This is a genomic window from Sorangiineae bacterium MSr11367, from assembly GCA_037157805.1.
Classification (GTDB): domain Bacteria; phylum Myxococcota_A; class Polyangia; order Polyangiales; family Polyangiaceae; genus Pendulispora; species Pendulispora rubella.
Window position 1 is genome coordinate 1,453,399 of the sequence record CP089983.1, and the last position, 26,240, is coordinate 1,479,638.

General features: G+C 63.7%; 18 protein-coding genes. 9 read left to right on the plus strand and 9 right to left on the minus strand.

Translation table 11 applies throughout. From position 1 onward, the window contains the following. Positions 1-294: 294 nt before the first annotated feature. From LVJ94_06060 to LVJ94_06080, 5 genes are all read right to left on the minus strand, one after another. Entirely contained in the window at positions 295-1,185 is an 891-nt protein-coding gene (locus tag LVJ94_06060) for an alpha/beta hydrolase (GenBank protein ID WXB06796.1), read from the minus strand. A gap of 77 nt (positions 1,186-1,262) precedes the next feature. Beyond that, positions 1,263-1,628 (minus strand): hypothetical protein, encoded by a 366-nt coding sequence (locus LVJ94_06065; GenBank protein WXB06797.1) that lies wholly within the window; start codon positions 1,626-1,628, stop codon positions 1,263-1,265. Next, on the minus strand, positions 1,625-2,104 hold the full coding sequence (locus LVJ94_06070) for a hypothetical protein (GenBank protein ID WXB06798.1): 480 nt from the start codon (positions 2,102-2,104) through the stop codon (positions 1,625-1,627). The genes LVJ94_06065 and LVJ94_06070 overlap by 4 nt, the downstream gene beginning before the upstream one ends. After that, positions 2,101-7,446, minus strand: a complete 5,346-nt coding sequence (locus LVJ94_06075) for a trifunctional serine/threonine-protein kinase/ATP-binding protein/SpoIIE family protein phosphatase (GenBank protein ID WXB06799.1) — start codon at positions 7,444-7,446, stop codon at positions 2,101-2,103. Before LVJ94_06075 ends, LVJ94_06070 begins: the two co-directional genes overlap by 4 nt. A gap of 364 nt (positions 7,447-7,810) precedes the next feature. After that, positions 7,811-8,368, minus strand: a complete 558-nt coding sequence (locus LVJ94_06080; GenBank protein WXB06800.1) for a TetR/AcrR family transcriptional regulator — start codon at positions 8,366-8,368, stop codon at positions 7,811-7,813. Positions 8,369-8,586: 218 nt separating this feature from the next. Between LVJ94_06080 and LVJ94_06085 the strand changes: the two genes are divergently transcribed. Next, entirely contained in the window at positions 8,587-8,874 is a 288-nt protein-coding gene (locus LVJ94_06085) for a hypothetical protein (protein WXB06801.1), read from the plus strand. Positions 8,875-8,932: 58 nt separating this feature from the next. Here LVJ94_06085 and LVJ94_06090 read toward each other — a convergent pair whose 3' ends face one another. Continuing rightward, a complete protein-coding gene (locus LVJ94_06090; GenBank protein WXB06802.1) occupies positions 8,933-9,184 on the minus strand; it encodes a hypothetical protein in 252 nt (83 codons plus the stop codon). 431 nt (positions 9,185-9,615) lie between these two features. Next, positions 9,616-12,180, minus strand: coding sequence for an excinuclease ABC subunit UvrA (locus LVJ94_06095; protein WXB06803.1), 2,565 nt, complete (start codon positions 12,178-12,180; stop codon positions 9,616-9,618). Positions 12,181-12,465: 285 nt separating this feature from the next. Here LVJ94_06095 and LVJ94_06100 point away from each other — a divergent pair, with 285 nt between their 5' ends. The 5 genes from LVJ94_06100 to LVJ94_06120 all read left to right on the plus strand — a co-directional run bounded on the left by LVJ94_06100 (position 12,466) and on the right by LVJ94_06120 (position 19,381). After that, a complete protein-coding gene (locus LVJ94_06100) occupies positions 12,466-13,263 on the plus strand; it encodes a hypothetical protein (protein ID WXB06804.1) in 798 nt (265 codons plus the stop codon). Between the two features lie 462 nt (positions 13,264-13,725). Next, the gene (locus LVJ94_06105; GenBank protein WXB06805.1) at positions 13,726-15,483 is read left to right on the plus strand and encodes a serine/threonine protein kinase; all 1,758 of its coding nucleotides are present in this window, start codon (positions 13,726-13,728) and stop codon (positions 15,481-15,483) included. 147 nt (positions 15,484-15,630) lie between these two features. Next, a complete protein-coding gene (locus LVJ94_06110; protein ID WXB06806.1) occupies positions 15,631-17,376 on the plus strand; it encodes a hypothetical protein in 1,746 nt (581 codons plus the stop codon). Positions 17,377-17,396: 20 nt separating this feature from the next. Next, entirely contained in the window at positions 17,397-18,347 is a 951-nt protein-coding gene (locus LVJ94_06115) for a PEGA domain-containing protein (protein WXB06807.1), read from the plus strand. Between the two features lie 188 nt (positions 18,348-18,535). Further along, positions 18,536-19,381: a M15 family metallopeptidase gene (locus LVJ94_06120; protein ID WXB06808.1), complete on the plus strand. Its 846-nt coding sequence runs from the start codon at positions 18,536-18,538 to the stop codon at positions 19,379-19,381. Between the two features lie 72 nt (positions 19,382-19,453). Here LVJ94_06120 and LVJ94_06125 read toward each other — a convergent pair whose 3' ends face one another. Together LVJ94_06125 and LVJ94_06130 are read right to left on the minus strand one after the other, a co-directional pair. Then, positions 19,454-19,945, minus strand: a complete 492-nt coding sequence (locus LVJ94_06125; protein WXB06809.1) for a response regulator — start codon at positions 19,943-19,945, stop codon at positions 19,454-19,456. Positions 19,946-20,191: 246 nt separating this feature from the next. Beyond that, entirely contained in the window at positions 20,192-22,627 is a 2,436-nt protein-coding gene (locus tag LVJ94_06130; GenBank protein WXB06810.1) for an excinuclease ABC subunit UvrA, read from the minus strand. A 95-nt stretch (positions 22,628-22,722) separates the two neighbouring features. On the opposite strand from LVJ94_06130, the gene LVJ94_06135 reads away from it, so the two are divergent. From LVJ94_06135 to LVJ94_06145, 3 genes are all read left to right on the plus strand, one after another. Then, on the plus strand, positions 22,723-23,484 hold the full coding sequence (locus LVJ94_06135) for a hypothetical protein (GenBank protein ID WXB06811.1): 762 nt from the start codon (positions 22,723-22,725) through the stop codon (positions 23,482-23,484). 47 nt (positions 23,485-23,531) lie between these two features. Next, positions 23,532-23,750: a hypothetical protein gene (locus tag LVJ94_06140; protein ID WXB06812.1), complete on the plus strand. Its 219-nt coding sequence runs from the start codon at positions 23,532-23,534 to the stop codon at positions 23,748-23,750. Between the two features lie 188 nt (positions 23,751-23,938). After that, the gene (locus LVJ94_06145; protein WXB06813.1) at positions 23,939-26,203 is read left to right on the plus strand and encodes an ATP-binding protein; all 2,265 of its coding nucleotides are present in this window, start codon (positions 23,939-23,941) and stop codon (positions 26,201-26,203) included. The last annotated feature ends 37 nt before the right edge of the window (positions 26,204-26,240 follow it).

Here is a 26,240-nt window from a genome sequence, read left to right on the forward strand (position 1 = left end):
GCGCGGGGCGCGCGAGCTTGTTGGCCGTGGGAATGTCCGGATCGTCGAGAACCCGCTGAAGCCATTGATCGATCAAGGTTTGCCGCTCCTTGAACAGAAGCTTTGCCAAGCGCCCATGTTTCCGGATTTCCCTCGAAACTCGCTGGCGGTGCTTCATGACTCATTAGGCGCCGGTTCCGAGGCCGCGGCCAGCGGAGAACCGTGCCTGTGGTTCGATGTGTAGGCGCGCGTGTCAATGCGTGTTCGCACGGAAAAAGGGCAGCACGACAGTGCGTCCCTTCGGGAAGAGGTTGATTAGAGTTCCGCCGAGAACAACGCTAGCGCTTCGGCGAAGCGCTGCGGCTCCTCCAGATCGGGGCAGTGGCCCGCCTGCTCGAAGCGCATCAAGCGGGCTTCGCGAAAGTAGGGGATCGCGGACTCGGGATCGCTTTTCCGGTGGCTGCCGTCCCCACCGCCCCAGATGACCAATGACTTTTGCTGCACCGTGGGAAACGTCGGGGTAGCATGCGAGAAATACGCTTGCACCATCGACGCCAGAGCCCAAGGTGAGCCCGCGTCCAATGCACCGATCGCCGTGTCGACGAACTGCTGTTTATTGGCGGCCTTACCGAGCGTGGAGTGAAACCATCGCTCTGCGATCTTCCGCTTGCCGGCCCGCAGGAGCAGCTGGCCCAATACCGGTGTCGCAACCAAACCGCGTCCTCGAAAATCGATACGGCGAGCCCAGGCACGTTCCTGCTCCCAGCTCGGGGCTTGAATGCTCACGACCCCACGAACGATGCTCGGCGCCATCGATGCTACGATGAGTGCCAAGTACGCACCGACGCAGGAGAAAGAAAGGATACATTCTTCGACGTCCTCTGCCTCCAACACTTCCCACACGGCTTGCGCTTGGCTGCGAAGGCTGTAGTCGAAATTCCGCACCGGCTTCGAGAAGCCCATACCGGGTAGCTCGAGACAGAGAACTTTGAATCGAGGGGAAAGTAGCTCGAACAGGCGATCGTAGTGTTCGATGAATACAGGTGTATCGCAGACGAATACGATGGTCCGGGAGCCTTCGCCTTCGTGTCGCAGGCGCACCTGACCGGAAGGCGTGCTGCGGATTCGAATTCCGCTGCGTCCGGAATAGAACGGATTGTACGCACGGCTCCAGGCGAGTGGGCGCTCCAAGGAGTAGACGTTCATGGGCCTTCGAGTAGCCGAGGAGCGCTCGGGCGTGGGTCACGCCTTGGTCATTGGCTCGCGCGCTCCGGACAGAACGTTCAGGTTCCCTCGACGTGGATGTTTTTCAACGTTCGCGCGATGGTGCGCATGCAGCGGAAGTTCACCCGCTGCCAAGAGAGGGACGTGTCGTAGAGGAGCGTGGCTTGGGTGCAACGGCCGTCCAGCGCCTTGATGAAGGCAATGATCGGCCCCACCGTCGACGAGTTCATGTACTCGAAGGGCCGGAAGTCGACCGTCACGCGCTTGCCGGTCGCGCGTGTGGCCAGGCGGTTCAAAAGTGGCGTGAGGAACACCTGCGGGTTCCGATCGTCGCTGGTGCCGCGCCAGGTGATGGTCATGTCCTCGTCGTTCACGGCGAGCGTCACCACCAATCCATCGCGTTCGAATGTCTCGACCTCTTTCATGGCACTGCCCGCCTTGCCGTGACTACCACCATTTTGTTCCCCGTCGCGCACTGCAGATCGAACGCACCTTCGAACGCCACACGGTAAAGCCCCAAGCCACCTGCCACGGCCGAGGCGTCCACGAAGTCCTGGAGGCGTTGCACGTAGAGCGCCTCCTTGTCGGGCTCGCGCATGATGCGCTCGATGCGCTCGCGAAGCGCCGTGCCGTCCGCGTCGGAGTCGACGACATTGGTCGTGGCGATGGTCAAGGCGCCGCCGTCCAGGCGCAATTCGAAGCGCGCGGCGGAAGTGCCCTCGACCGGGACCCCGTATTTGAGCGCGTTTTCGAGGAGCTCCGACGCGGTCATCACCGCCGCGTCCTGCACGTCCTCGTCGTAGCTCGCCATCAAGCGCTTCACCCGCTGGCGCAGCTCGCGGATTTTGGCCCAGCACCCCGGCGAGGGCAGAAGATCGAGCTCGATGCACGTTTCGCTCACGCGCCGTTACCACCATGCGCAGTGCCGGTGCGCCGGATGGCCACCACCGTCACGTCGTCCGAGATCTCCCACCCTTCGAGACCATCCATCACGCTCTGCACGAGATCGCGCGCGCTTTGCGTCACCGGCGCGGCGGCGGCCAAGTGCTCGACGACGCGGGTGACCCCGCGCAGTCCTCCGTCGCGTCTCGCTTCGGTGAGGCCGTCGGTGAAGAGCAGCAAGGCATCGCCCGGCTCGAGTACGAGGCGCGCGTCGGGGAGCAAGGTGCGGATGTCGTCGAGCACGCCGAGCCATACACCGGTAGTCTCGATGACCTCGACCGTGCCCTTCGCGGCGCGGTACACGAGGAGATCCTGGTGCAGGCCGGCGTACCACACGGCGCCGTCCGTCCCGCCGTCGAAACGGAACGCGGTCACCGTCATGTACTGCCCATCTCCGATCTTGCGCAGGTTGCGGCATATGGCGGCGTTGACCGCGGCGAGGACCTCCGATGGCGCAGGCGGTGCGCCACCCGTGCCGAGGTTCTGTGCCAGCGCCCGCACCGCGGTTTGGGCCATCATCATGATGAGCCCCGCCGTGATGCCGTGACCGGAGACATCGCCCACGACGACCCACTCGGTGCCACTGGCGCGGAATACGTCGTAGTAGTCGCCGCCCACGTCGGACGCGGGGACCATCACCGCCGCCACGTCGTAGCCGGAGAGCGCGGGCTCGCTTGGAAGCAGCACCGTTTGGATCTTGCGCGCGAGGTCCATCTCGCTCCAGAGATCCGCCACGGTCTTGCGCAGTTCCTCGGTGCGCTGCGCGACCTGCTGCTCCAGCGTCTCGTTGGCCTGCGCGAGGCGCGCGGTAGCCGCTTGCGTGGCGGCGTAGAGGAGCGCGTTCTCGACAGCGGTGGCCGCCTGCGCCGAGAGCACCTGGAGGAGGTCGACGCGCGCTCGGTCGAAGGCGCCGGTGACCAGGCGGTTCTCGAGGTAGAGCAAACCCGTGAGCCGACCCTGATGCGCCATCGGAACGCAGAGCAGCGAACGCGGGCGGGCCGAGGCGATGTAAGGATCGTCGGTGAACCGTGGGTCGGTGCTGGCGTCGTCGAGCACGACGGATTCGCGCGTGCGCGCCACGTAGTGCACGACGGTGGTGGCCAGATCGCTCGCTGTGCCGATTTCCGAGGCCAGGCCCACGCGCACGACGTCGGGGTTCACCGTGGCCACCGCCTCGACCAGCAGCTTGCCGTCGCGCTGCAGCAGCAACGAGCCGCGCTGCGCGCCCGCGTTGGCGAGCACGATGCGCAGCAGGCGATCGAGCACGCGATCGAGAACGAGCTCGCCGGAGATGGCATGCGCCGCGCGAACCACGGTCGCCACGTCGAGCCGCCCCGAGCCAGGCACATCGCCCGTGGTCGAGCGGCTGCTGCTCGTGGTGTGCCTGCTGCTCACGCCGGCCGACTCGGCGGCCACGTCGGATCGCAACAGCAGATGCAGATAGCGTCGCTCGAGATCCTCGACCTTCGCCGTCGCGCCCCAGCGGGTATAGCCGAAGTGCGCCTCGGTCATGTACGCGCGCGCCAGCGTGGTACGCCCGCGCGCCGCGTAGAACTTGGACGCGAGCTCGTTGGCCAGGGCGTGATCGCGCGCGAACCCATTGCGCTGCGCGAGGGCGATCGCCTCGTCGTACAGCTGGGCGGCCTTTCCGTGTTCCCCCTCGAGGCGCGCACACTCGGCGGCGACGAGGCGGTCTTTGTGGCCATAGTTCTCGGGGGCGTTCTCGGCGAAGGTCGCAAGCTCGGCGGCGTTGGTCTCGAGCAGTGCACGGTAGCGCGGCGCGTCCTCGGTGTGCGTGTCCGTCAGCAGCGCCGCGGCGGTCAAGCACGCGTAGAACGGCAGCTCGGTCTTGAAGAAGTGGCCCGTGCTGCTTGCCTTGTTCGCCTCCGCGAGCTCGGCCATCTCGAGGGCGCCGGCGTAATCCTCGTAGATGAACCGCAATTGCAGCTTGACGATGTAATACCAGAGTACGACGAGCAGAAATCCGGATTCGACCATCCGCGCGGCAAACCCCTCTTCGCGGAACGAAGCGTCGTCGAGCGCGTCGGGCGCGGGGCCGTGGGTCTCATGGCGCAGGTTGGCGAGCATCTGCCGGCCGACGCGCAGGAACGCGGTGGCCATCGCATCCTTCGTGCGGCCCATGAGCGTGAGGAAGCGGTCGGTCTCCGGCACCAGCTCTTCGAGCGGCACGCCGAGTCCGAGCTTGCCCATGAGCAGGCTGTAACACGTATAGGACAAATACGGAAAATCACCCGACTCGAGCCCCGCAGCGTATGCGCGCTGCGAGTATTCCAGCGACGTTCGCAGTGATTGTCGGAAAAACAGGAACACGCCGTACATGAAATTCAATTTGCATGTCAGGTCGGCGTTCTTGAATCGTTCGTTCAGCGCGAGGGCGAGCCGTCCGAACTCCTGCGCCTGCTCGTAGCGGCCCATGACGCCCGCCAAAACGAGCCCGTGCATCATGTAGCCGCACGACGAGACGTCGGAGTGCCCATACCGAAGTGAGATATTGACCTGCTTGACGATGACCCATCCGAGCAACGTGGGATGCGTCAAATATGCCGCCGAGATCAGGCTCATCAAGAGCCGCAGCACCGCCTGGCGATCCGGATCGGTGAGGAGCGGTGCGTCCACCAAATCGCCGATGCGGCGCGTCCCCAGGTTGGTCTCGACGTCGGTCAGCTCGGTGCCGAGTGCGGCGTCGAGCGCGGGGCCAATCAAGGGCATGTCGATGCCGAAGACCGCGAGGCCCGCCCGTCCCACGTCGATGGCGTCCGCGAACTTGCCCAGGGTCGTGTAGAGCACGATGCGCAGGTTGTGCACGCGGGCGCGCTCGAGCTTGTTGTTCGCGCGCGCGAGGAGCCGATCGAACAGCGGCTCCGCGACATCGAATTGGCCAATGAGGTATTCGCATTCGGCGCGTTCGGTGTACAGCGCGAAGGCCAAATCGTAATCGCTCTTCCAACTCGACTCGGTGAGCATCGCCATGCCCGACGCCGCGAAGGCGGCCGCCGCGGCGTACGCGGTCGCGGCCTTGGCCCGGCGCGCCGCCGTCAGGTTCAAACGCCCCAAGTCGATGCGTTCGTCCTCGGACGTGATGTCGCCGGCCGCGAAATTGAGGTGGCGCACGACCTCGAAGAGCGCTTCGTCGGCACGTTGCCGTTCGAGCTTGCCGCGCAGCAGGCGTCCGAGCTTCAAATGATGCGCGCGGCGGGTTTCGTCTCCAACGAGCGAGTCGGCCGCTTGTTGCACGCGGTCGTGCAAAAAGCGATAGCGCACGTCGAGGGTGCCGTCGGCGGTTTCGGCACGCGCGGGGGCGGGGGCCGGCCCGTCGAAAAAGCGGTATTCGGCGTCCTGCGGCAACACGAGCCCTTCGCGCAGTGCATCCCAGAGATCCGCGGCGACGTCGGCCGGCGGACGCTCGTCGAGCTCGGCGAGGAGCGCGAGCGAGAAGCTGTGGCCGATGCACGCCGCGTAGGTGAGCACACGCTGCGTCTCGGGGCCCAGCCGGCGCAGCTTCTCGACGATGAGGTCGACGACGTTGTCCGTCACCATCATGCGATCGATGGCGCCGAGATCCCACGTCCACGTGCGCGCGTTGGTATCGAAGGCCACGAGACCACGTTCGTGGAGCGAGCGAATGAACTGGGTCAGAAAGAACGGATTGCCCTGGGTCTTGTCGAGCGCGGCGCGCGCGAGCGGTGTGCTGTCTTCGCGGGTGCACCGCAGGGTATCGGCGAGCAACTCGGCCACGTGCCCGAGCTCCAGCGGTGCGAGCGCGATGCTGCTCGTTCGATTGCTCGCCGCGCCGTCCGTCCGCAGCTCGGCGAGGGTGAGCTCGAGGAGGTGCGCCGGGCCCACTTCGTTGTCGCGGTAGGCGCCGATGAGGAGCAAATGCCCGCCCTCGGGATCGGTCAAGAGATGCCGAATCAATTGCAGCGACGCCGGATCGGCCCACTGAAGGTCGTCGAGGAAGACGACCAGCGGACGGTCGCCCGAGCAGAAGACCCGGACGAAATTCTGGAACACCAACACGAAACGATTCTGCGACTCGGCCGCGGCGAGTTCGGGGACCGCCGGCTGCGCGCCGATCACCAGCTCGAGCTCGGGGATGCGGTCGACGATGACCTGGCCGTTGCTGCCGAGGGCACTCGAGAGCCTCTGGCGCCATACCGCGAGCGCCTCGTCACGCTCCGTGAGCACTTGGCGCACGAGCTCGCGGAACGCATGCGTGATGGGCGCATAAGGGACGCTGCGATCGAATTGATCGAATTTGCCCGATACGAAATAGCCACGACGGCGCGCAATCGGCTTGTGGATCTCGTTGACCAGCGCGGACTTGCCAACCCCCGAATACCCCGCCACGAGGAGCAGTTCCGGGCGCCCGGCGACCACCCGATCGAAGGCCACCAGCAACGCGGCGGCCTCGCCATCGCGGCCATACAGCTTTTGCGGAATGCGTAGATCGCCGCTCTGATCGTGGGCCGCGAGGGCGAACGGTGCAATGGTCCCGGTGGTGCGCCACTGCGCGAGGCACGCGTCCAGATCCGCCTTCACACCGGCCGCGCTCTGGTAGCGCTCCTCGGGCACCTTGCGCAGGAGGCGCATCACGATGTCGGAGACCGCACGCGGCACCTCGGGCGCCGCCTCGTGCAGGGCGCGTGGGAGCCGCGCGATGTGGCTGTGTACGAGCTCCATTGGATCGGCCGAGACGAAGGGCAGCGCGAAGGCGAAGAGCTCGTAGATCGTCACGCCGAGCGAATACAGATCGGCGCGCGCATCGACGCCGCGGTTCATGCGTCCCGTTTGTTCGGGGGCCATGTACGCGAGCGTGCCCTCGAGCGTGCCGGGTGGCTCGGCGCCGCGGGCCTCCTGCGAGAGCCGGGTGGCGATACCAAAGTCAATCAGGGTGACGCGAATGGCGCTCGGAAAGGTGCTCGGATCGACGAGCACGTTGGACGGCTTGACGTCCTTGTGCAGGATTCCTTGCCCGTGAATTGCGGCCAGTGCACCGGCCAGGGAGCACGCGACGCCTAGCGACTGCTCGAACGAAAGACGTCGCGCCCGCAGGAGGTGCGCGAGCGAGTCGCCCGGCACGTCGTCCATGATGATCGCGAAGCGGCCGTCGTCCTGCTCGAGGTCGTGAACGCGGACGACGTTGTCGAGCGATAGCGTACTTAGAATCGTATACTCGTGCCGTAACTTGGCAATGTCCCGCGCGGTGGGGTACGCGCTTCGCAGGACCTTGGCGGCGATGGGGCGCCCGTCGGACGCGCGGCGCCCACGATAGATCAGCACACTGTCGTTTTCGTGGATCTTTTCTCCGAGAATACAATGGCGCAGGGACGTCATCGAGCTCCAACCGTCCCCCGGGTGTCGCCGTTCGCCATTCATACCTAAACGACACCTTTCGATCGAACCATCCCAAAAAGGATGACGGTGGATGTGCGCATGCAATTCTCCGTTCGTGCGGTGCAACTGCGCGCGGGGGGCCGCGATGTGGTTTGGACGCTACTGTGCTTCGGCACTTCTCAATTCACATTGTCGGACAGTGCAAGGCCTCTGGAACCAGGGAGTGCCAGACCCGCTGCCCATTGCTTGCTTATTCGAGCTTGCAATCCTCATCGAGGATACTTCGAGATTCGAAATTAGATTCGGTCCTTCACCGCTCGACGCCACCGATACCGTTCCACAACAAGTCGATGATTCGATCGATGAGGCGTTCGCCGCCGGAGGGCGGGATCGGTTGTCCGCTGAGGCGGGAGGCGAATGCCGTGGCGTGCAGCACGCCGAGGAGCGTCGAGGCCAGCGCCTCGACATCGCACTTTGCGAGGCGCCCACCTCGCTGCGCGCGTCGGAGCCAGGCGGTGAGCGCGCGGAATGCCTGCACCGGGGCGGGCTCCCCACTCCGACCGCGATAGGCCTTGGTGGGGGCGATGCCGGCGGCCTGCAACACGGACAGGCCTGCATGGAGGTCTTCGAAATAGGCGGATACCACCTTGGCGTGTTCGACGAGTTGTTCGCGGATCGGGCGCTCGTCCGGCCCGGCGTCGAGCGTCGCCACCCAGGGAACCACCCGCGGAGGCCCGAGGGCGGCGAGCATGAGCCCCTCCTTCGTGCCGAATCGGTTGAAGATCGTCGTGTGGCTTACCCCGAGCTCGCGCGCGATCTCCGCCGCCGACACGCCCGCCCCACGCTCCAGAAAACAACGTCGCGCCATGGCGACGATCCGTTCATCCGTGACTTCCTTCGGTCTTCCCATGGTGACGTCGACGACGTCGGCCCAACGAGGCCAACGGCGCCCATTCGCCTCTTTCTGGAGAGAAATTTATCCGTGCGCGGCGAAGTCTACTGCATGCGCATGCGAAAGTGGAATTGAAACGAATCAACGCGCTGGGCACGGCGAATGCAGCGAAATATGAGTGGAAGGAGGATGCCGTGTCGAATCAATCACAAGGACAGAATCAGTCTCAAAAGCAGAGTGGATCGCAATCGCAATCGAATCCACGGGACACGAACGAAGGTTCACGACAAGCGAACGAAGGTGAGGGCAACCGCACCGCCGCGCGGAAGTACAATCGGGCCACCGAGGACTACGTGCGCTCGGGCAAGGTCGCCAAGGCCGCGGAGGACGCGGAGCGTGCGCTCGAGAAGGAAGACGAGGGAGCGGAGTTGCGCGAGGCCGAAGAAGAGGGCCGTCGCCGCGCGAAGGCAGACGACGACTGAGTTCTCTCGATGGCTTCCGTTTCCGTGGTGCGCCGGGATGGACGCTCATGCGCCTTCCCTACGCACCTCTCGCGCCGCCAGTCCCTTCGGCCTGACTCGTTTCCGATGGCCCATCGAGCTTGCGGGCAAGCTCGGTGGCGGCCTCCAGAATGCGGCAGCCCAGTCGGGCGAGCTCCTCGACGAATTGTTCCGTGGCGATTCGAGTTTGCGCGGACGGAGGGATCTGGCGCTCCACCTCGTCCAGCAGCGTTCGTGCGATCGCGACGTGAACTCGGATGTCCGCGAAGGGTGGACCCGAAGCGCTCTCCACCCTGGCAATCATAGCCTCTAGCGATTTCAAAACGATTCCTCCGTCATTCATGCCGGCGGGCACCGCCATGCAGCACGTGCGGCGTCTTCGATCCCGTTGCACGTCAAGCCGATCGCCGGCGCATTCAGTTTGATGTGCGTCGCGAAACTAGCAATGATTCATCAAGAACCATAAACCAATCAGCACGGGGGGGACTCCGAGCAACCACGCAATTCCATATTTCATGACCGTAGACGCTCCTTTCTATTTCTGCGTCGGCGCCCGCAATGAGCTTCACGACCGTTCACGTTGCCAACGCGATCTGGGAACTCGCAAGTCCCGGGCCGTGATGTCGCACGCCGGAATCGTTCGCCGACGATCGAACGCTCCCCATTCCGCGTCCGACGACCTGAGGCAGACTTGTGCTGCGGGGCAGATTTGCCCGCCGCGATCTACGCCTTGCGCAGGTATTGCGCCAGATACGCTGCCGTGCAGCTCTGCGTCGGGTGGGCTGCGGCCACTTGGGCCGGTGGTGCGGCAACGACCACCGTGCCGCCCTCTTCGCCGGCGCCCGGTCCGATGTCCATCACCCAATCGCTCGACGCGACGACTTTCATATCGTGCTCCACCACGATCACGGTGTTGCCCGACTCCACGAGGCCGTCGAGTTGCCGTAGGAGCCGGTCGACGTCGGTGGGATGGAGCCCCGTCGTCGGTTCGTCGAGTACGTAGAGGTTGTGCCCGCGCTGCGGGCGCTGCAGCTCGGTGGCGAGTTTGATCCGTTGCGCCTCGCCACCTGACAGTTCCGTGGCCGGCTGGCCGAGGCGCAGGTAACCGAGACCGACTTCTTGCAGGGTCGTGAGGGGGCGGCGGACGGCCTCCTCGTTTTCGAACAGGGCAGCCGCCTCGTCCACGGTCAGGGCCAGGACGTCGGCGATGCTCTTTCCCTGCCATTTCACTTCTAGCGTTTTGGCGTTGTAGCGTGTGCCATTGCAGACGGGGCAGGCGCTGTAGACGCTGGCCAAAAACAAGAGCTCGACCATCACGAAGCCCTCGCCCTGGCAATTGGGGCAGCGGCCCTTGTTGACATTGAACGAGAAGCGACCCGCGTCGTAGCGGCGCGCCCGGGCGGCGGGTGTGGCGGCGAAGATCCGGCGCACGTGATCGAAAAGGCCCGTGTAGGTGGCGAGGTTCGAGCGCGGCGTGCGCCCGATGGCCTTCTGGTCGACCACCACGAGGCGCTTCACCCAGTCCATGCCCGATTCGATGCGTCCTTCGACGGCCGACGGGACCGGATGCTCGAGCGCGGCCTCGCCCTCGGCAACTTCGATTTCCACTTTTTGGCCAAGTGCACCCGTCACCAGCTCGACGAGCACCTGGCTGACGAGGCTCGACTTGCCGGAACCGGAAACGCCGGTCACGGACGTGAAGACGCCGAGGGGAAAGCTCACATCGAGCCCTCGGATGTTGTTGCGCGTGACGCCGGAAAGCCGTAGCCAGCCTTGCGGCGTGCGAGGCGTCCGCCGCGTCGGCCCGTGCTTCGGAAAGATGGCCTTCGCGGTCTCGGAGTGCTCCACGGTGGCCAATCCCGGTAGCGGGCCGCTGTACAGCACGTGCCCGCCCTTGCTCCCGGCGGCCGGTCCCACGTCGACGATCCAATCGGCGTGCCGGATGACGTCGACCTCGTGCTCGATGACGAATAGCGAATTGCCCGACGTCTTCAGCCGATCGAGCGCGCGCAGGAGCGCTTCGGTGTCGGCGGGATGCAGGCCGGCCGACGGTTCGTCGAGCACGTAGACGACGCCAAAGAGGTTGGAACGCACCTGCGTCGCAAGGCGCAGGCGCTGCAGCTCCCCCGGCGAGAGCGTCGGCGTTCCGCGGTCGAGGGTGAGATACCCGAGCCCCAGATCGAGGAGGATCTCCAATCGCGATACGGCGTCCTCGGTGATCCGCTGTGCGACGATGCCCTTCTCGGGGTGGTCGCGCCGCAGTGCCTCGAGGGACCGTGCCGTTCCGTCGGCATACGGCTGCAAAAGCGCGAAGAGCCGGCGGAGGGGCAATCGCGACATCTCGGCGATGTCGTAGCCGGCGAACGTGACCGAGAGGGACTCGGCGCGCAGACGCTTGCCATGGCATCGCGAGCAGTCACCACTCACCAGGTATTGCGACACCCTCTTCTTGACGAGTGCGCTCTGCGTATTGGCGAAGGTGTGGAGCACGAACCGCTGGGCGCTCGAGAACGTGCCCTGGTAGCTCGGTTCCTCCTTGCGTTTCAGCGCGCGGCGCGTCTCGGCGGGGGTGCGGCCCGCATAGACCGGTACGGTGGGCTGCTCCTCGGTAAAGAGGATCCAGTCGCGATCCTTCTTCGGTAGCTCGCGCCACGGGCGGTCGACGTCGTACCCCAGGGTGACCAGGATGTCGCGCAGGTTCTGGCCGTGCCATGCGGGCGGCCAGGCGGCGATGGCGCGTTCACGGATGGTGAGCGAGTCGTCGGGCACCATCGAGCGCTCGGTGACTTCGTACACGCGCCCGAGCCCGTGGCACTTGGGGCATGCGCCCTCCGGCGTGTTCGGGGAAAAGGATTCGGCGTACAGCATCGGCTGGCGCGCCGGGTACGTTCCCGCGCGCGAATAGAGCATGCGGAGCAAATTCGAGAGGGTGGTGACGCTGCCCACCGACGAGCGCGTGGTGGGGGTGCCCCGTTGCTGCTGCAGCGCCACGGCCGGCGGCAGCCCGTCGATCTCGTCCACGTCGGGCACGGGCATCTGGTGGAAAAGCCTCCGCGCATAGGGCGAGACCGACTCGAGGTAGCGCCTTTGGGCTTCGGCATAGAGGGTACCGAAGGCGAGGGACGACTTGCCCGATCCCGACACGCCCGTGAAGACCACGAGGACGTCACGCGGGATCGCGACGTCGACGTTCTGGAGGTTGTGTTCGCGCGCCCCCCGTACGCGAACGAAGCCTTCACGCCGAGCATCGGGGGCTTCGCGAGGGGTATGGCTACGCGTGGATTTCATGGATCGAAAGGCGCCACGATACCCCGCTGGTACGAGTCGTGCGATAGCGGCGCGCCCATGGAACTCGAAACCTCGAATCATCGCTCGAATCGCCTTACGGAATCCTCCCCCACGCCCGGAACGTCCGCTCCTCCGTGCGACGAGGCTGGCAGAGGTGCCGTGAACCAAGTTTCACGCTCCGTAACGCGGCGATCGAAAGGCGCCAGGCGAATCCCAGCGACACTCGTGGCGCTCATTCTACCGTTTGCGGCAGGTTGTCCGGCATCGACATCGGAAACGGCCTCCGTGGCCGAGTTTGCGCTGCAATACTGCGCGTTGGTCGGCCCTTGCTGTCAAACCGTGGGAGCCCAGGCCAACGAGGCCACGTGCCGTGGCCAAGTCGAGAGCAACTATGCGGGGCGCTTCGACGGTCGCGCGGGAGATACGTGCCTTGCAGATCTCCGCGCGGCCACCGCGCATTCGAATTTTTGCGCCGAGGATCTCGCGGACACCCCCTCCTGCGCGATTCTGGAGGTGCGCGGAAGCAAGCAGCCCGGCGAAGAGTGCAACACCGACGCGGCGTGTGCTCCGTCCACCGAGGGGCACGTGGCCTGCGCCTTCTCCTCCGACTCCCGCAAGCAAGTTTGCGAGATTCAGTTGGTTGGAGCGTTGGGGGCCACCCCGTGCGTGGGGTATATGGAGGGCCGCCGTCGGGAACTCAACGACGACATCAAGCCTGCAAGGGCGTACCTCTGCGATCGCGCACAAGGCTTGCGATGTGATGGGGCGAGCAAAACGTGCGTCGCCTTGTCCAACGTCGGTGGGACGTGTGTTCGCGATGGCGACTGCGAGAATTCGGCCTCGTGCAACGCCGGCCGGTGCGTGGCGCGCGCCGCCGTTGGGAGCCATTGTGACCGTGTGACCAACGCGATTAAGTGCGATTTGGATGCGTACTGCAATCCCGACACGAGCAAGTGCGCCCCACTGCTTTCCGTCGGAGAACCCTGCTCCAACGGCATCTCGTGTGGTGCCGGTCGATGCATTTCCGGCAAATGCCAACAAGGTGGCTCTTACCTCACCTTGGGTTTCCTCTGCGGACACTGACGGGCCTTCCGCGACGCTGCGTCCAGCCCGTTTCGTTCGTGCGACATCGCTGCCTTCCCGTGTTGCGCAAACGAGCGTTCCGTGGCCCCGGCGTCGCCGACCGATTCGAGATTGCCGGAAAGGATGGCGCGAATTGTCGTATTGGATCGCGCTGCCAATCTCGATATCGAACGACGAAAGACACTTGCCTTTCGTGCAGGTCGGTGATTGGAAGAGCGATTTCGCGAGACGACCGACCCGTCGTCAACCTGGTATGGGAGGTAAACCTCCTACCAATGTGTCGGGACCCGACCGAGCGCATTTCGATCATTCTGCAGCGCTTTTTGTCGCGCCATTCGCGGAAATCCCCACTGCGAACGGATGCTTCTCATTCACTTTCAGGAAAACGCAACATGTTTGCGGGCCGGAGGGATGTGCTAACATCTTGGCGGCTTGGGAGATATGTTGAAGCAAGCTGGGGAGATGGCTAGGGACTCGGCGCCGAACGGCCCGGCGTCGCTGGTGCCCGTTGCGCCGACCGGTCCCACCTCTCCATCGCCCAACGCATCGCGGTATCGGCTTATTTTCGAGCTTGGGCGCGGTGGAATGGCGGACGTCGTGCTGGCCGTCATCGAGGGTCCCGGCGGCTTTCATAAGTTGCAAGTGCTGAAGTTCCTCCGCGACGAGTTGGCGGGCGACCCGGATTACTGCACGATGTTCCTCGATGAAGCCAAGCTCTCGGCGCGGCTGAATCATCCGAACATTGCGCAAACCAACGAGGTCGGATTCGACGGCAAGCGGTACTTCTTCGCGATGGAGTATCTCGAGGGGCACAGCTTGGACGAGTTGCTGCGCCGCATCCCCGAGAACAAGCGCCCGCTTCCGATCATGTTGCGCATCGTCGCCGATGCCTGCGCAGGGCTGCATTTCGCGCACGAGCACAATGACTTCGACGGCACGCCGCTGAACGTCATCCACCGCGATGTGTCGCCGCAGAACATTTTCGTGACCTACGACGGCGCGATCAAACTGCTCGATTTTGGAATCGCCAAGGCGAACGACTCCAAAAGTCGCACGGAAGCCGGCACCATCAAGGGCAAAATCGCCTATATGGCGCCCGAGCAGATCGTGGTTCCCGACCGGATCGATCGCCGCGCCGACATCTTCTCCGTGGGGGCCATTCTATGGCGCCTCATTAGCGGCAAGCGTCTTTGGTCGGGCGTCACGGAGATGGAAGTGCTCCAGCGCCTTGCGGGGCGCGAAATCCCGTTGCCTACACCGCTCCCTGGCACCCCCGAGGAGCTGGTTCGCATTTGCCGCAAGGCCATGGCCCCGCACGTGCAAGATCGCTATGCCACGGCGGCCGAATTGCACGCGGATCTGCAAGCGTTGCTCACATCCCTGGGCGGGGCCACCTACACGGACGTGGCGGCCCTCGTGAGTCATCTCTTTGCCGCGCGCCGCAAAGAGGTGAGGGCTGCGATCGAAGCCCAATTGTTCGCGACCGCATCGCAGACGAACCCCAGGTTCACGCAGCTGACACAGATCCCGCGCCTCGAGACGGCCAGCGGCATCGTCGAAATGGAACACGCCAAGTCGGCGTCGACGCTCACGGCCCATGTACCCGCCGCTCGAACCAACTGGGGTATCGCGGGGGCGGGTATCGTCATCGCCATTGGCGTGGTGGTCGCGGCCTTCGTCGCGCGCTCCCCGGCAGCGCCCCCGCAGTCGGCCACGACGTCTCCGCCGAGCGCGGCCGCCGTGGACTCCGTGCAGAAGCCGGAGCAAAAGGCAGAGCCGAAAGCCGAGACCGAGGTCACGTTCGACGTCTCGCCGAGCCAGGCGCAAGTTTTCCTCGACGACACCTTGTTGCCGCGCGTGCCGGGGAGCGTACAGGGGAAATTGCATGGCACTTTCCCTCAGGATGGCCGCGATCACTCCGTCCGCGTCGAAGCGGATGGCTTCGCGTCCAAGACGTTGTCCGTGTCGTTTCGTGCGGCGAGCGTTCATGTCGAGGTGAGCCTGGAAAGGGAGCGTCGCTCCTCCCCGCAATGGCGGCCTGCCGCAAAAACACGGGCTGCCTCGCCCACGACCGCATCGCCCAGCGTGCCTGCTGCTCCTTCCGCGGCGCCTCCGCCGACCGCGGCGCCCACCGCACCCGCGCCGACATCGCGACCCGCTGCGACGGCGTTACCGAATCAGCAAAAAGCGCTCGACAAAGAAGATCCCTGGAAACGATAGTTATCGAGTTTTCGTATGGCGCGAAATGCGCGCTCGCACATGCGGTCATAAAGTACTCGTAACTCGCCAGGCCGGTGTGTATTTCTACTTCTCTATTCGCGTCTCTACTTCGTTTTCGTTGGACATGATGCATATGGGAACTGAAACATGAAATTGCGGACACACACGTTCGTTTCGCTGGTTCTTTTTGCTCTCGTAGCAGCAGCGAGCTCGTCTGGCTGCACGGTCTTGCTCCACGACGATAAACAGCAATGCACGACCGACGCGGATTGCACCAAGCGCGGTGCGGCGTTCGCACGGTCCATTTGTTCCGTCACGGACAATGTGTGTGTCGACAGCGATATCGCGGGCTGTACGTCCAACGAGAAATGCACGGCGTCGAACAATGGCGCCCCGTCCATCTGCAAAAAACCGGGCGGCCCGTGCGTTCCCGTGTTCACCGCCGAATGCAATACGCTCATTCCGCACGATGCGAAGATGCGCGACAACGCGGTGCTGTTTGCATTCACCGGATTGAAGTCGGGCTCCGAGGCGGAAGCCCAGAAAATCTCGTATAACATCATCGAAATGGGGGTCAACGAGTTGAATCGTTCCCTCGTGGGGCTGCCGGGCGGCCCGAACAACGTTCCGCGTCCGGTCATCGGCCTCGAGTGTGACGAGTCACAGGCCGAAGGCGAAGGTGAATACGACCGTCTGCGGCGCTCGTACAAGCACATCATCGATGATCTCGGGATTCAGGCGATCATCTCCAATTCGTACAGCACCAGCGTCGTGAATGTCGTGGAGCCGGAGCTGACCCGCCCCGCGGGCGTGTTTTTGATGCCGAATCTCTCCTTCTCGCCGCTCATCTCGACCCTCGATGACAATGGCCTCGTTTGGCGCAGTAGTTCTCCCACGACGGTCCAGGCCCCCGCACAAGCTGCGCTCGTGCCCATCGTCGAGGCCAAACTTCGCGCAGGAACGAATCCCCCGCAGGGAGACATCAAGGTGGCGCTCCTCACCAGCACGGGCGTCGTGTTCAGCTCGTCGGGTGACACCGTTCTGAACGAGATTCGATTCAACAACGGCAAGGATGCCGCGCAGAACAAGGCGCAGGGGAATTTCCAGCGCTTCAACCACACGTCGTCGAACGACGATCAGAACGTCGATCTCGCACCCACCGCCAACGACATCGCCCAGTTCAAGCCGAATATCATCGTGGCCACGAACAAAGGGCAAGATCTCTGGGAGGCGGTGGAACCGCGCCCGAAGGGGATCGGACCTGCCGTGGAACGCCTCTGGACGGAAACGAGGTACCGGCCTTTCTACATCATTTCGCCGCCGAGCATCGAGCGGGCAACGGCGTACCTCAACACGATTACCGATTCCGTGCGGCGTGAGGATCTCCGGCAGCGCATCGTGGCCGTCGATCAGTCGCCCCCCAATGCGACGACGTATTCGAACTTCATCATCAATTACCAGGCCATCTACAAGAACCCCAAGGAAGACCCGGTGGCCTCGGGCCTCAACAACTACGCCGTCGAGTACGACGGCATTTACACGATGATTTACGCGATGTTCGCGGCCGCGCAGAAGAATCCCACCCTCACCGGCAAGTCGATTGCCGAGGGGATCTCGCGACTCACCTCCGGCGATCCATTCTACGTGGGGCAAACGGACACTCCCCAAGTCAAGCAGCGCCTGGCAAGCGGGCAGAACGTCAATCTCCAGGGCGTCTACTCGCTTCTCGACTTCGACATGAGCTCGGGCGACTCGCCCACAGAGACGTCGGTGGTCTGCCTCGAGAAGTCCACGTCGGCTGCGACCGGTCTCGAGTGGAAATTCAGCAGCATGACCTGGGATCGCACCCAGCGGACATTTCCAGGGGGCGCCACGGCGTCTTGTCTCAAGTAACGAGGAAGGTCGATATCGTCATGAAAACGTATTCACGCCGGATTGCCTTCGCCGTCGCCCTGGTCATGACTGCCGCCCCGGGTGTGGGCTTCGCCCAGGAGCCTCCCGGTCAACAAGCTCCGCGCAATTGGCAAGGGACGAAGATGGAGGAGGCGCGCGTCCGATACAACCGCGGGATGAAGCTCTATGAAGAGGGCAACGCCCCGGCGGCGCGCGCCGAGTTCGAACGCGCCTACGAGCTCGCACCTAGCTACCGCCTCCTCTACAACATTGGACTATGCTACGAGGCAACACACGACTACGCCGAGGCGCTTCGCAATTTTCAGCGCTATCTGTTGGAGGGCGGCGACGAAATCGCCGAGGAGCGGCGCACCGCGGTGACCGCGCAGATTGCCGATCTCAAGCCCAACATCGCGACGGTGACCATCACGACCAATGTGCCCGGTGCGGCCATCACCATCGATGACGTCGCCATTGGGCAGGCACCGCTGGCCGACAAGATTCTCGTCAATCCAGGCCGTCACAAAGTCTCCGCCACGAAGGCGGGAATGTTCCCTGCGACCAAGTCCATTGTCTTCGTGGGAAGCGAGAGTTCCCAGGTGCGTCTGGAGTTGATCGAGCCGCCGCACGCATCGGACTCCGGCAAAGAAAGTGCTAACTTACCCGCGTACATCGCGTGGGGCGCGACCGGCGCACTCGCGATTGGAGCTGGTGTGACGGGTTATCTCGCGCTCAAAGCGCGCTCCGACGAGAAAGACACCCTCGATCGACACGGGATTACCCGCTCGGAGGTCGACGATGCGCGCAGCAAAACGCGCACGTTATCCATTGCGACCGACGTGATTGCCGCATCGGCGCTGCTCGCCGGTGGCCTTGCCCTCTATTTGACGCTTCACAAGTCCGAAAAGTCGGCTTCGGAAACGACGGCGCGACTAACGCCGGGCGGCGTGACGATCATCGGGCACTTTTGAAGCGCTCGGCGTGGTGGAGATGACGCGGCGCAACGGCTCCCAAGAGCACGATTGCCCTACACTGCCCGAAAGAACACACCGAACTTCGAATCACGCCAATGCGCTGATGCGTATTTCATTCGCGCGAATCGGTCCAGCCTGATAATTAAAGCCAAAGTATTACTCGAAACATCACAAGGAGGGTGTCCATGGAAAGGACGCGCCGCAGCTTTCGTCTCCATCTTGCTTCGATCGTCTTGACGGGTCTTGCCGCCGCGGCCTTTTTGCCTGCTTGCGGGAGTGACGAGGAAAGCGAAAACGCGGGGCCCACCGACGGCGCGATGGATAGCCAAATCCAAGACGCCAGCATTTTTCCTTCCTGGGCATTCGTATCCATCGCCGAAGTCGACCCCACGATCATCGTGGAGATGCGATACATCACCGATCACAACTTCTTGGGCACGCCGGTGCGCGGCTACAACGCCGCCAAATGCCTCCTCACCCGGCCGGCCGCAACCGCATTGGCGAAGGTGCAGACCGAGCTGCGGCCCTTGGGCCTTTCGCTCAAGGTTTACGATTGTTATCGCCCGCAGGGTGCGGTGGATCACTTCGTCGAATGGGCGAAGGATCTCAACGACACGAAGATGCGGCAAGAGTTTTACCCCACCGTGGACAAGGCGAACTTGTTCCGCGATGGCTACATTGCCGAAAAGTCCGGACACACGCGCGGGAGCACGCTGGACGTGACCATCGTCGCGTTGCCGGCTGGCGAGCAAGAAGTCTACAAGAGCGGAGATGCTCTCCGCGAATGCACGCTTCCCGCCGACCAGAGGTTCAAGGACAATAGCCTCGACTTCGGTACCGGGTTCGACTGCTTCGATCTGCTTGCTCACCCCGAGAATCCGGCTCTCACGGGCCCTCAGCGCGCGACGCGCATGTTGCTTCGAAGCATGATGGACAAGTACGGGTTCAAGGGCCTCGTCGAAGAGTGGTGGCACTTCACCCTGCGGAACGAGCCGTTCCCCAAGACGTACTTCAAATTCACCATCGACTGATCGAACGCCCACCCAGTGTTACCACGAAGGTCCCCGCTTCCTCGAGCAGGGGCCTTCGGCGTTTAATGCGAGCTAGGATTCGGCGGTGGCGGTCAGGTCGTGCACGGCTTGGAAGAGTTCTTCGAAGTTTGCGGGCTTTGCCAGGTGAACGTTGAATCCGGATTCGAGAGCCCTTCGCCGGTCTTCCGGGTACGCGAACGCGGTCATGGCAATGGCCGGCGTACGGCCTCCGCGATCGATCGGCAATGCTCGGATGCTTTGGAGGAATTGATTCCCGTCCTCGCCCGGCATGGCGATATCGCTCACGATCAAGTGCGGTTTGAAAATCTCCAGCATGCGCCTTCCTTCGCTGGCGGATGGCGCCGTGCGGACCGTTGCACCGCGGAGGCGAAAGAACATTTCCATGACGAGACGGCTATCGCGTTCGTCGTCGATCACGAGCACTCGGATGCCCGCGAACTTTCCCTCGGAGCGTCGACCGTTGGGCGCGTCCTGCAGTTGCTGCTCGCTCTTCTGTGCAACGCCGCCCCTCCGCGTCGAGGACACTTCACCCGCCTTTTGCATTGCGACCATCTTTCACGGAAGAACGGTTTTCGAAAGTTTGCTCACGCGGTCCAAATTTTCACTTCTGCGACACAGCTCATTCGTCGAAGCACCGGTCGAAGACCTCAGCACAAAGCAAGCCAATCCGTGGTCGCGCACGCTCCCGCAGAAACGCCGGCGAAACGCCCGACATCTCAAGGTATCCGCCGACGCTCTTCGCCGCGCGACACAGCAAAAGTGCCACATGGGCGTGCGGTTGCTCAGCCTTTAGCGCAATGCGCGCTTTCCTTCTCGATCCGTCCGGGTGTCGCGTTCGGCGCGGCGATGGGCACGGGCGGAGCTGCCCACGAAGGCCGCCAGGTGCTCGCCGGTCAGCGTCGACTTCGCCGCCACCAGGTCGGCGGGAGGGCCCTCGAACACGACGCGTCCGCCGTCGTGGCCTGCGCCTGGGCCGAGGTCGATGATCCAATCGGCGTGCGCCATCACCGCCTGGTGGTGCTCGATCACGATGACCGACTTCCCGGAGTCGACCAGCCGATCCAAGAGCCCGAGCAGCTGCTCGAGATCGGCCAAGTGCAGGCCGGTGGTCGGCTCGTCGAGCACGTAAACACCGCCGTCGGCCCCCATGTGCGTGGCGAGCTTGAGACGCTGCCGCTCGCCGCCCGACAGCGTGGTGAGCGGTTGGCCGAGCCGCAGGTAGCCGAGCCCCACGTCGGCCATGCGCTGCAGAATGGCATGCGCAGCCGGCGTATGCGCCTTGCCATTGCCGAAGAAGCCGACCGCATCTTGGACCGAAAGATCCAGCACCTCGGCGATGTTCAGCTTTCCAAGTCGGTATTCGAGCACCGCCGCCTGGAACCGCCGGCCCTGGCAATCTTCGCACACCGTGGTGACACCGGCCATCATCGCCAGGTCCGTGTAGATCACGCCGGCACCGTTGCACGTTGGACAGGCGCCCTCGGAGTTGGCGCTGAACAAGGCCGGCTTGACGCCGTTGGCCTTGGCGAATGCTTTGCGGATTGGCTCCAGCAGATCGGTGTACGTGGCCGGGTTGCTCCTCCGCGAGCCACGAATCGGCGTCTGGTCGACCGACACCACACCGTCGCGGTCGGACACCGAACCGTGGATGAGGGAGCTCTTGCCCGATCCCGCCACGCCGGTCACCACCACCAGCACACCGAGCGGGATGTCGACGTCGACGCCCTTCAAGTTGTGCGTCTTGGCGCCGCGCACCTTCATCACCCCCGACGGCTTGCGCACCGACGGCTTCAACGAGGCGCGATCGCTCAGGTGCCGCCCGGTGAGTGTGCCGCTGGCCCGCAGCCCCTCGAGGGTTCCCTGGAAGACCACTTCGCCACCGGCGGTGCCTGCGCCGGGGCCGAGGTCGATGACGTGGTCGGCAATCGCGATGGTCTCCGGCTTGTGCTCGACGACGAGGACGGTATTGCCCTTGTCGCGCAGCCGTAGCAGCAGATCGTTCATCCGCTGGATGTCGTGGGGGTGCAGCCCGATCGTCGGCTCGTCGAACACGTAGGTCACGTCGGTGAGTGACGAGCCGAGGTGGCCGATCATCTTCGTGCGCTGGGCTTCACCGCCCGACAGGGTGCCCGACGGTCGATCGAGGCTGAGGTAACCAAGCCCGATCTCCACGAACGAGTCGAGCGTGTGCCGCAGCGTCGCCACCAGGGGCGCGACGGAGGGCTCCTTCAGACCGCGCACCCACTCGGCCAGCTCGTTGATCTGCATCGCACAGGCGTCGGCAATGTTGATCCCCTTGATCTTCGACGACCGGGCCGCCTCGTTGAGCCGGGTGCCTTTGCACTCGGGGCACGTGGCGAAGGTGATCGCTCGCTCCACGAATGCGCGGATGTGCGGCTGCAGCGCGTCGACGTCCTTGGACAGGAACGATTTCTGGATCTGCGGGATCAGGCCTGCGTACGTCAGGTTGATGCCGTCGACCTTGATCTTGGTCGGCTCCTTGTGCAGCAGATCGTGGAGCTCTTTCTTGGTGAACTTGCGAATCGGCTTGTCGGGGTCGAAGAAGCCACAGCCGCGGAAGATGCGGCCATACCAGCCCTCCATGCTGTAGCCGGGAATCGTGAGCGCCCCCTCGTTGAGCGACTTCTTGTCATCGTACAGTTGCGAAAGGTCGATATCGCTCACCGATCCCATGCCCTCGCATCGCGGGCACATGCCACCGGCGCGGTTGAAGATGACCTTCTCGGTCTTTCCTCCCGCCTTTTCGACGGTGATCGACCCCGCCGCGCGGACCGATGGGACGTTGAAGGAGAAAGCATTGGACGAGCCGATATGTGGTTTGCCAAGGCGGCTCCACAGCACCCGCAGCATCGCACTGGCGTCGGTCGCCGTGCCGACCGTGGAGCGCGGGTTGCCGCCCATGCGCTCCTGGTCGACGCTGATCGCGGTGGTCAGCCCTTCGAGCACGTCGACCTCGGGCCGGCCCAAGGTCGGCATGAATCCTTGGACGAAGGTGCTGTAGGTCTCGTTGATCAGCCGCTGCGATTCCGCCGCAATGGTGCCGAACACCAGCGACGACTTGCCCGACCCCGAGACGCCGGTGAACACGGTCAGCCGCCGCTTGGGGATCTCCACGCTGATGTCCTTCAAGTTGTTCTCTCGCGCACCCTGGACGCGGATCAAGTCGTGGCTGTCGGCTTTGTGCGGCGGGTTAGGGGAGGCCATGGTGGCGATGATGTCATCGACCGTCGACGGAGCACAAGCCTCGAACCGAGCACGGGCAATGCGAAGGTTGGCATATCGTGTGCTGCCGTACGGGCATGACCTTTTCTCGTAAGATTCGATGGGCCGAACGTGCCGGCGACGTGGGGGGAATGCTGCTCGCGCCGCTAACGGCCACCATCAGCCGTATTCGCCATGCGCGCATGTTTCATCCCGATGGCCGGATGTACCGAGCCAGCGTGAGCCCGTGCACGGACAGTCCCGAGCTTCGCCGGATCGCGGAGCGCCTCGGTGGCTCCGCCATCGTTCGCTTGTCGAGTGCGTGGTGGCGGGGAGAAAAACCGTGGCGCGATGCACTGGGTATGGCGGTACGCTTCGTGCGCGAACCACGGGTGACCACCGAGCCAAGGGGCGATGATCAGGACTTGCTCTTGGCGACCATCCGCTTTCCGCTCACGTTGCCCTTTGCGCCATTGGCCACCAACGTAAAGAGCTATCTCTGGAATCACTTTCACGGCGTATCGCCCTTCGAAGGCGACTTCGCGGGGCGCGTGAAGATCCGGGCGCGCTCCCCGCGCTTGCGGAACGATCGCAACGTGTCACGAGAGGACCACCTTGCATGGGCGGTGGCCTCTCGGCAGGCCGTGTACACTCTGGAAGTACGCAAGCTCGATTTACCGGTGTGGCGGCGCCGCTGGGAGCCCATTGCCGAATTGCGACTGGAGCAGCCTATCGACATCGACCAATCGGCGTTGCGCTTTTCCCCATTCCGATCCGGCCGCGGGCTCGAGCCCGTTGGCTTCGTGCACCATCTGCGTATCGCCGCGTATGCGGCCAGCCAACGCGCGCGCAGCACGTAGACCCTTGAGGTGTCTGGTTCCCAAAACTGGTTGCAGCTAGGAGACCCATGAAAGAAAAAAAGCCCTTTTCCCTTCGCCTCTCGGCAAAATTGACCGCGCGTGTCGACCAATGTGCGCAGCAACTTCGCGACTCCGGCCTCGAAGTTTCGCGCACGGATGTGGCCCGCATGCTCATCGTTCGAGCGCTCGACAGCGTCGAGTGCAAGGTCGACAAGCTGCTCTTCGGCATGAACGAGGTCAGCGCCGCCCGTCCACCGCGCACATGACCATCGCGCATCGCGGAGGCCGATCGGCGGCTGTCAGCAGCTGGCAGCTGCTCGCCAGCCGCTCATGGCCGCAACCTCACGCTGTCTCTGCGACTTCGGTCGCTCGTGGCAAATTGTCACGAGCGCGCTAACTTTACGCTTCATGACTTAACGAGCGTGCCTGCAGACTTCGAGGTAGGCTCCCGCGCATGAGCACGAGTACGGGCGATCTGCATCAACAGTTGCTCGCGCGTCCCACGCACGGCAGTCACTTCGTCCTGTTTTACGACGATGAGGATCTGCTCACCAAGTCGGTCGCAACGTTTCTACGTGACGGTATCTCCGAGCGCGAACCGGTCATCGTGATTGCCACCGCCGCTCATTGCGAGCAGTTTCGAGCGGTCCTTCAGGCCGATTCGATCGATGTCGCGGACGCGATGGCGGCTGGTCGCTTGAAGCTGCTGGATGCCGAAGAGACGCTCGCCTCGTTCATGGTCGACGGAATGCCGGATGGTGCACGTTTCGCCACGGTTCTCGACCGGGAGATTGGCGAGCTTCGCGAACGATTCCCGAGGGGACGCCTTCGTGCCTATGGCGAGATGGTGGATCTACTCTGCCGCGAAGGCCAGGGTGAAGCCGCCATTCGGCTCGAGGAGCTCTGGACCGAACTGGCCAATCGGCATTCGTTCTCCCTCTTCTGTGCGTATATCATGGACAGCTTTTCCGGCTCGGATCCCGAGCTGTATGCGCGCGTTTGCGAAGTGCATACCCACGCGTTTCCAAGCCCCCGAGAGAGCAGGACGCACGCACGGCTGCGTGCGGTGGCCGACCTGCAGCAGCGTGCGCGGGTGCTGGAGGCCGAGATCGAACGGGCCAAACACTCCGACATGTTCCGGCTCCTGGTCGAGAGTGTGAAAGACTACGCCATTTTCGTGTTGGATCCCGGAGGGAAGGTCCAAACGTGGAATGCGGGCGCCCAGAGAATCAAGGGTTACGCGGCGCACGAGATCGTAGGACAACACTTCTCCCGATTTTACCCGCAAGAGGACATCGACGCGGGCAAGTGTGAGCTCGAGCTCGAGGGCGCTGCACGCGATGGTCGCTTCGAAGACGAAGGCTGGCGCGTTCGAAAAGACGGTGCCCGGTTTTGGGCGAACGTCATCATCACCGCATTGTTCGACGACTCGGGAAAGCTCGTTGGCTTTGCGAAGGTGACACGCGATTTGACGGAGCGTCGGAAGGCCGAGGAGGAGCGCCATCGGGCGGAACGAGAGCGCGCCGAGTTCGCGAAGTCACAAGAGGTGAATCGCATCAAAGATCAATTCCTCGCGACCCTTTCACATGAACTGCGCACACCCCTCAATGCCATTTTCGGGTGGGCAACGCTCCTGATGCAGTCGGACAACCTGTCCGAGGTCACCAAGGCCGCAGAAACCATACAACGCAATGCCAATGCGCAGATGCGTATCGTCGACGACTTGCTCGATATTTCGCGCATCGTTACCGGCAAGATGCGCCTCGATGTCGCCCCGGTGGAGCTTCAAGAGATCGTTCGCGATGCGCTGGAGGTCGTGCGGCCGGCGGCCGATGCCAAGGAAATTTCGCTGGTGGTGGTCGGTGCCGATCGGAAGATGATCGTGGTCGGGGACGCCTTGCGCCTCCAGCAGACCATATGGAATCTTCTCTCGAACTCCGTCAAATTCTCCGGCCGCAACACCGTCATCACGGTGACCTTGCAGCAGGAGGGCTCGACGATCGAACTCGCCGTGAGCGATCAGGGAAGGGGAATCGAGCCCGCGTTCTTGCCCTATGTCTTCGAGCCGTTTCGCCAGGCGGATACGGGCGCAACACGCAAGACCGGTGGCGTCGGGCTCGGGCTCGCCATCGCAAAGCACATCGTCGAGCTCCATGGCGGCAGTGTGTCGGTCACGAGCGAGGGGCTTGGGAAGGGGACGACCTTCCTCGTGAAGATGCCCATTCGCGCCGTCGTTCCGCAGGAAGACAAAGCCCCGCGCAAGGTGCCCGCCTCCTCCGGTGCGGCCAGGGAAGGTCATCGGGAAAACGTGCATCTCGATGGCGTCTGCGTGCTGGTCGTCGACGACGATGCCGACGCGCGGGATATCTTGTGTTTGCTCCTTCGAAATCGCGGTGCGTCCGTCGTGGCCGCGGGGTCCGCCGAAGAAGGGCGCCGTTTGCTCGGCACGTCGGATCCACATGTCATCGTCAGTGATATCGCCATGCCCGGCGAGGACGGATACCAGTTTCTTCGCAGCGTGAGGACGCGAACCATGGAAGAAGGCGGAATGACGCCCGCGCTTGCGTTGACCGCCTACGCGTACAACGAAGATCGCCGTCGCGCACTCGAAGCAGGGTTCAACTACCATCTGGCCAAGCCCGTCAATCACGAGGAGCTCTTGAGCGCCGTGCGCAACTTGGTCACCTTCGCAGGCAAGCGAAGCGCTCCAAGACCGTGAGTTCCACCTATCGGTGACGCCCCGCCAAGCGATTGGC

What these genes read in the sequence shown, in the direction of transcription:
- LVJ94_06060 (WXB06796.1), bottom strand. Translation starts at nt 1,185, where the DNA reads ATGAACGTCTACTCCTTGGAGCGCCCACTCGCCTGGAGCCGTGCGTAC.
- LVJ94_06065 (WXB06797.1), bottom strand. Translation starts at nt 1,628, where the DNA reads ATGAAAGAGGTCGAGACATTCGAACGCGATGGATTGGTGGTGACGCTC.
- LVJ94_06080 (WXB06800.1), bottom strand. Translation starts at nt 8,368, where the DNA reads ATGGCGCGACGTTGTTTTCTGGAGCGTGGGGCGGGCGTGTCGGCGGCG.
- LVJ94_06095 (WXB06803.1), bottom strand. Translation starts at nt 12,180, where the DNA reads ATGAAATCCACGCGTAGCCATACCCCTCGCGAAGCCCCCGATGCTCGG.
- LVJ94_06105 (WXB06805.1), top strand. Translation starts at nt 13,726, where the DNA reads ATGGCTAGGGACTCGGCGCCGAACGGCCCGGCGTCGCTGGTGCCCGTT.
- LVJ94_06110 (WXB06806.1), top strand. Translation starts at nt 15,631, where the DNA reads ATGAAATTGCGGACACACACGTTCGTTTCGCTGGTTCTTTTTGCTCTC.
- LVJ94_06115 (WXB06807.1), top strand. Translation starts at nt 17,397, where the DNA reads ATGAAAACGTATTCACGCCGGATTGCCTTCGCCGTCGCCCTGGTCATG.
- LVJ94_06120 (WXB06808.1), top strand. Translation starts at nt 18,536, where the DNA reads ATGGAAAGGACGCGCCGCAGCTTTCGTCTCCATCTTGCTTCGATCGTC.
- LVJ94_06125 (WXB06809.1), bottom strand. Translation starts at nt 19,945, where the DNA reads ATGCAAAAGGCGGGTGAAGTGTCCTCGACGCGGAGGGGCGGCGTTGCA.
- LVJ94_06130 (WXB06810.1), bottom strand. Translation starts at nt 22,627, where the DNA reads ATGGCCTCCCCTAACCCGCCGCACAAAGCCGACAGCCACGACTTGATC.
- LVJ94_06135 (WXB06811.1), top strand. Translation starts at nt 22,723, where the DNA reads ATGACCTTTTCTCGTAAGATTCGATGGGCCGAACGTGCCGGCGACGTG.
- LVJ94_06140 (WXB06812.1), top strand. Translation starts at nt 23,532, where the DNA reads ATGAAAGAAAAAAAGCCCTTTTCCCTTCGCCTCTCGGCAAAATTGACC.
- LVJ94_06145 (WXB06813.1), top strand. Translation starts at nt 23,939, where the DNA reads ATGAGCACGAGTACGGGCGATCTGCATCAACAGTTGCTCGCGCGTCCC.